7 protein-coding genes and 1 pseudogene are annotated in these 5,063 nt (G+C 65.4%); 7 read left to right on the top strand and 1 reads right to left on the bottom strand.

What is annotated here, in order from left to right; all coding sequences use genetic code 11:
* A partial coding sequence (locus AC3AYF_RS14195) for a nitrite/sulfite reductase (protein ID WP_295037268.1) occupies window positions 1-1,411 on the top strand: 1,411 nt, incomplete at its 5' end.
* The gene (locus AC3AYF_RS14190) at window positions 1,401-1,934 is read left to right on the top strand and encodes a DUF934 domain-containing protein (protein ID WP_295037270.1); all 534 of its coding nucleotides are present in this window, start codon (window positions 1,401-1,403) and stop codon (window positions 1,932-1,934) included. The genes AC3AYF_RS14195 and AC3AYF_RS14190, both read left to right, overlap by 11 nt.
* Window positions 1,935-1,989: 55 nt before the next feature.
* On the opposite strand, the gene smrA is transcribed toward AC3AYF_RS14190, so the two are convergent.
* Entirely contained in the window at window positions 1,990-2,589 is a 600-nt protein-coding gene (smrA, locus tag AC3AYF_RS14185) for a DNA endonuclease SmrA (RefSeq protein WP_295037272.1), read from the bottom strand.
* A gap of 173 nt (window positions 2,590-2,762) precedes the next feature.
* On the opposite strand from smrA, the gene AC3AYF_RS14180 reads away from it, so the two are divergent.
* The 5 genes and pseudogenes from AC3AYF_RS14180 to AC3AYF_RS14160 all read left to right on the top strand — a co-directional run.
* Window positions 2,763-3,191, top strand: coding sequence for a gamma-glutamylcyclotransferase family protein (locus AC3AYF_RS14180; RefSeq protein WP_295037274.1), 429 nt, complete (start codon window positions 2,763-2,765; stop codon window positions 3,189-3,191).
* Window positions 3,192-3,356: 165 nt separating this feature from the next.
* Window positions 3,357-3,701 (top strand): arsenate reductase (glutaredoxin), encoded by a 345-nt coding sequence (gene arsC / locus AC3AYF_RS14175; RefSeq protein WP_295037275.1) that lies wholly within the window; start codon window positions 3,357-3,359, stop codon window positions 3,699-3,701.
* Window positions 3,702-3,755: 54 nt separating this feature from the next.
* Complete coding sequence (gene wrbA / locus AC3AYF_RS14170; RefSeq protein ID WP_295037278.1) at window positions 3,756-4,400, top strand: NAD(P)H:quinone oxidoreductase; 645 nt, start codon at window positions 3,756-3,758, stop codon at window positions 4,398-4,400.
* Window positions 4,397-4,783 carry a DUF2069 domain-containing protein gene (locus AC3AYF_RS14165; protein ID WP_295037280.1) on the top strand — a complete coding sequence of 129 codons (387 nt, stop codon included), beginning with the start codon at window positions 4,397-4,399 and terminating at the stop codon, window positions 4,781-4,783. The genes wrbA and AC3AYF_RS14165 overlap by 4 nt, the downstream gene beginning before the upstream one ends.
* Window positions 4,780-5,063, top strand: a pseudogene (locus AC3AYF_RS14160) (hypothetical protein); the annotation flags it as partial. The gene AC3AYF_RS14165 and the pseudogene AC3AYF_RS14160, both read left to right, overlap by 4 nt.

Raw genomic sequence — 5,063 nt, 5'->3', positions numbered from 1 at the left:
CGGCCACTTCACTACCCGCCAGAATCTGCAGCTCAACTGGCCGGCGCAGGAGGACGTGCCCGATATCCTGGCGGACCTGGCCAAGGTCCAGATGCACGCCATCCAGACCAGCGGCAACTGCATTCGCAACACCACCAGCGATCAGTTCGCGGGCATCGCCAAGGATGAAGTGGTCGATCCGCGCCCCTGGTGCGAGCTGATTCGCCAGTGGTCCACCCTGCATCCGGAATTCGCCTATCTGCCGCGCAAGTTCAAGATCGCGGTCACCGGTGCCACCGAGGATCGCGCCGCGATTCATGTTCATGACATCGGCCTGCGACTGTTTTTGAACGACGCCGGCGAGCTGCGCTTCCGCGTGCTCGCGGGCGGCGGCATGGGGCGTACGCCGATGATCGGCGAGGTGGTACGTGCGGATCTGCCCTGGCAGCACCTGCTGACCTATCTCGAAGCCATCGTCCGCGTCTACAACCAGTTCGGCCGTCGCGACAACAAGTTCAAGGCGCGGATCAAGATTCTGGTCAAGGCGCTGGGCGTCGAAGAGTTCGCCCGTCGCGTCGAGGCAGAGTGGGCCCATCTCAAGGATGGCCCGCAGACCTTGAACGAGGGGGCGGTGGACGAAGCCAGGACGCACTTTCCCGAGCCGGCGCGTCGTCCGGTCGCCGAGTCGGCGATCGCTGCCTATGAACAGCTGCGGCAGAACAACCGAGCCTTCGCCCGCTTCGTGACCAACAACGTCATGGATCACAAGGTACCGGGCTACAAGGCGGTCACGCTGTCGTTGAAACGTCGCGAGGCGGCTCCGGGCGATATCACCGCGGATCAGATGGATGCGGTGGCGGATCTGGCGGAGACCTTCGGCTTCGGTGAGCTGCGGGTCACCCACGAGCAGAACCTGGTGCTGTCGGACGTGCCCGTCGACGAGATCGAGGCGCTGTGGCAGCAGCTCGACGCCCTGGGCATGGCCAACCCCACGGTGGGCACCTTGAACGACATCATCTGCTGCCCGGGCGGTGATTTCTGCTCGCTGGCCAACGCGGTCTCGATCCCGATCGCCCAGGCGATTCAGGAGCGCTTCGAGGACCTCGATTTCCTGTATGACCTGGGTCCGATCGATCTCAATATTTCCGGCTGCATGAACGCCTGCGGGCATCACCATGTCGGCAATATCGGCATCCTCGGCGTCGACAAGAAAGGCGAGGAGTATTATCAGATCTCGCTGGGCGGCAATGCCGACGACGACGTGTCGTTGGGCAAGATTCTGGGCCCCTCCTTCTATCGCGAGGATGTCCCGGACGTCATCGACAAGGTTCTGCAGGTCTACGTCGAGAAGCGCCTGGACGAAGAGCGTTTCCTCGATACCTATCGCCGTGTCGGTCACCAGGCTTTCAAGGAGCGGGTCTATGCAGCCTGAACAGGAACTTCAAGAGGCGCCGGAGACCGTCGCCGCCACGAGTGCGCTGATCAAGCTCGGCAAACCGGTCACCGATACCTGGGTGCTCTCCCGCGATGCGGAAAACCTGCCGGAGAGCCGTCCCGCCATCGTGCCGCTCGCCCTGTGGCAACGGCATGCGGATCGAGACGATCTGGCGCCCTGGCTGCCGAGCGACACCGAGTTGACGCCGGAACTGGCGGCGGCGCTGGAGAAAGCCGCGTTGGTGGCGATCGACTTCCCCGCGTTCACCGATGGCCGCGGCTACACGCTGGCACGATTGCTGCGGGAACGCTTCGGTTATGCCGGAGAGGTGCGTGCCATCGGCGACGTGCTGATCGATCAGCTCTACTACATGACGCGCTGCGGCTTCGACGCCCTGGCGCTGCGTGAGGATCAGGAACTCGAGTCGGCCCTCAAGGCGCTCACCGCCTTCAGCGTCAGCTATCAGCCCGCCGTGGACCTGAACGAGCCGCTGTTCGCCCGTCGCCTTCGGGAGCGCTGACCCTCTCCGGGAATCGAGCCAGCGACCCCGGCGGCAGCCGGGGCCCGCGTTGGCGTCAGCCCCGGCGCTTCTGCTGACGTTCCCGATTGCGCGATCTGGCTCGCTCCGATTTGCGCAACATCACGAAAGTCGCCCCGATCCCCCCTTGTTGCGCCGGCGCGGAGCTGAAGGCCTGAACCTGCTCGAACTGCCGGAGCCAGTGGCCGAGATAGGAGCGCACGATGTTGGGGTGGCCGTCGTCCTCGCGGGAGCGACCGTGGACGACGAGAACAGTGCGCAGATCGTGTTCGTAGGCATCGCGGAGAAAGCCGAACACGGCGCGGCGACATTCGATGACCGGCATGCGCATGATGTGCAGTCGCGCCTCGGCGGGATAGCCGCCATGGCGCAACCGCTCGAGCACGCCGATCTGGATGCCGTCGCGACGAAACTCGATCGGATCGTGCGCACCGACCAGGTCGACGAACTGGTCGGACAGGAAGTCCCGTTCGTCGTCGCGGGCCTGCTGGGCACTCTCGCGACGCGCGAGCTGGGCATCGGAGGGTGGCGTCTGGGGCCTGGTGACCGCGGCCTTGTCCCGCCCCTTGCTGAGTGGCTGTACATCGGTACCCAAGGCCTCGCGGAATGCCTGGAAGTCGTTGGCAGCGTGACTCATGATGGCGCTCCTCCGTCGCTGACATCGTTGACGCTTCGACTTCGAATGCTAGCACGCGGTTCAGGATCCTCCTCAATGACGTCTTCGCAACCGTGCCTGCGTGCGACACCCGCGTCTTAAGGTAAGCTGACAGCCATGTTCCTCGAATTCCATCACGCAGAGCAGGGTTGTCAATGATGCGACGATTCGCCAAGTGGCTGTCGATTCTGCTGATTGTCGCGGCGCTCCTCGCCGCCGGCGGCTTCTGGTACACCTTCATGAGCCCCTACGGCTACCACCCCGCCGAGACCGCCATCATCGATGAGCGAATTGCCGAGCAGGACGTGTTCGTCTACGGGACACTCCGCCACGACGGGTTGCGCTGGATCATCATGGGCACGCCGGTCGAGACACGCGAGGCGACGCTGAAGGGATATCGGAAACAGGACCTGGACATACGCCCGCAGCCGGATGGCGAGGTACGCGGCGAGGTGCTGACCGTCACCCCGGCCGCGCTCAGGGCGCTGGATCGCTACGAGCGGCTGGGCGTTCGCTACACGCGGGAGAGCGTCAAGCTGGCGGACGGCACGACGGCCTGGGTCTACAAGCGTCTGCCGGAGTAGCCGAGCGGGCGTGTCTTTGCCGGCGGCAATTGAGGCCCAGGTCCATCAGCCGCTACAATGCCGACTCCACACCGTTGCGCTGCCCCGCGTCGATCGACGGCCGTCAATACCCCGCGCGGCACTCGCGAAATGCGTCGCACCGCCATAGAAGGTTCTGCCGTACCGATGTCAACGCTCACGCTCTACCACAACCCGCGCTGCTCCAAATCACGCGAAGCCCTGGCACTTCTGGCCTCTCGAGGCATCGAGTTCATCGAACGCCGCTATCTCGATGACCCGCTGACCCGTGCACAGCTGGAAGGCCTCGCCAGGCGGCTGGGCGACGACGCCGATCAGATGCTGCGGCGTGACGAATCGGAGTGGCGGGCACGAGGTATCGATGACCCGACTCAGGCACAGATCATCGACGCCATCGTCGAGCATCCCCGTCTGATGCAGAGACCGATCGCGGATGACGGCGAATATGCGGTCATCGGGCGCCCGCCGCAGGCTGTCCTGCAACTGATCTAATCAACGCCTTGAGAGCAAGCCGCCCTTCGAGGTCCGTCCCTTCGAGGAGAAGTCATGACCGATCATACGGCCTCCAGCGGCCCGACACTGCCCTACGTGCTGGTGCTCTACTACTCGCGCCAGGGGGCAACGAGAACCCTGGCTGAACAGCTGGCCAGCGGCGTCGAGAGCGTCTCCGGCATCGAGGCGCGACTGCGTACCGTGCCAGCGGTCTCGCCGGTCTGCGAGGCCACCGCCCCCGAGATTCCCGACCAGGGGGCGATCTACGTCGAGGAGGCGGACCTGCGCCAGTGTTCGGGCCTGGCGCTGGGCAGTCCGACCCGATTCGGCAACATGGCCGCGCCGCTCAAGTATTTCCTCGACACCACCAGCGGGCTCTGGATGAACGGGGCACTCGTCGACCGGCCGGCCACCGCGTTCACGTCGACGGCCAGCCTGCACGGCGGCCAGGAGAGTACCCTGCTGACCATGCTGATTCCGTTGCTGCACCACGGCATGGTCTACGCCGGCGTGCCCTACAGCGAAACGACGCTGTTGAGTACCCAGAGTGGCGGGACACCCTACGGTACCAGCCATCTGGCCGGCCCCAATGCCGATCGCGAAGTCGACGCCGACGAGCGCAGGCTGGCGGTCGCCCAGGGACGACGACTTGCCGAGCTGGCCCTGGCACTCGCCTCGATGCGGAACGCGCGCCCATGAACGAACGCCCTTCCCGACAGCGTGATGTCGGCGCCCTCGACACCGCCCGGCGCGGCGTGTGGATCGCCTACTCGGCGCTGCTGGCGCTGCTGGTGATCAGCGGCATCTGGCACTACGTCCAGCAGCACGCGCAGTTCGCCGCGCTACTGGTGAGGATCCTGCCGCTGGTGCTGTTCCTGCCGACACTGCTGATGCAGCGCCGACGGGGCCACATCTGGTTGACGGCGCTGGGCGTGCTCTACGTCGTCCAGGGCATCATGATCGTGACCAAGGGCGGCGGTTCGGTGCTGGTCGGCGCCGAGATCCTGGCAGCTGGCGCCCTGGCCTTCACGGCCTATCGTTACGTTCGCCTGCGCGGTCGGCTCGACTCACCGTCTGCATGAGGCCGTCGAGCGTCCTGATTCTGGCCATGCTGACGCTCAGCGTGGCCTGCAACCTGTTTGGCTGGCCGATCTGGCCGGCCGCGATACTGGCCTGGCTGGCCACGTTGCGGCTGTTCCGCACCCTGCCCCGGGCCTCCCGGCGTCAGGCGGGGACGCTGTTCGTGGCCGGGTCGTTGCTGTGGGCGGCAGCGCTGGTGCGCGGCACACCCTATCCCCTGCTGAACGCGCTGACCATCAACCAGTGCCTGCTGATGATGTTTGCCGGGGTCAGCTTCCTGCC

The organism is Salinicola sp. (genome assembly GCF_982684285.1).
Note: the sequence above shows the minus strand (reverse complement) of the source record. Positions and strands in the feature narration are given on the sequence as shown.

Coding starts and splice junctions, on each gene's coding strand:
- arsC (WP_295037275.1), top strand. CDS start 3,357: ATGTCAACGCTCACGCTCTACCACAACCCGCGCTGCTCCAAATCACGC.
- wrbA (WP_295037278.1), top strand. CDS start 3,756: ATGACCGATCATACGGCCTCCAGCGGCCCGACACTGCCCTACGTGCTG.
- smrA (WP_295037272.1), bottom strand. CDS start 2,589: ATGAGTCACGCTGCCAACGACTTCCAGGCATTCCGCGAGGCCTTGGGT.
- AC3AYF_RS14180 (WP_295037274.1), top strand. CDS start 2,763: ATGATGCGACGATTCGCCAAGTGGCTGTCGATTCTGCTGATTGTCGCG.
- AC3AYF_RS14190 (WP_295037270.1), top strand. CDS start 1,401: ATGCAGCCTGAACAGGAACTTCAAGAGGCGCCGGAGACCGTCGCCGCC.
- AC3AYF_RS14165 (WP_295037280.1), top strand. CDS start 4,397: ATGAACGAACGCCCTTCCCGACAGCGTGATGTCGGCGCCCTCGACACC.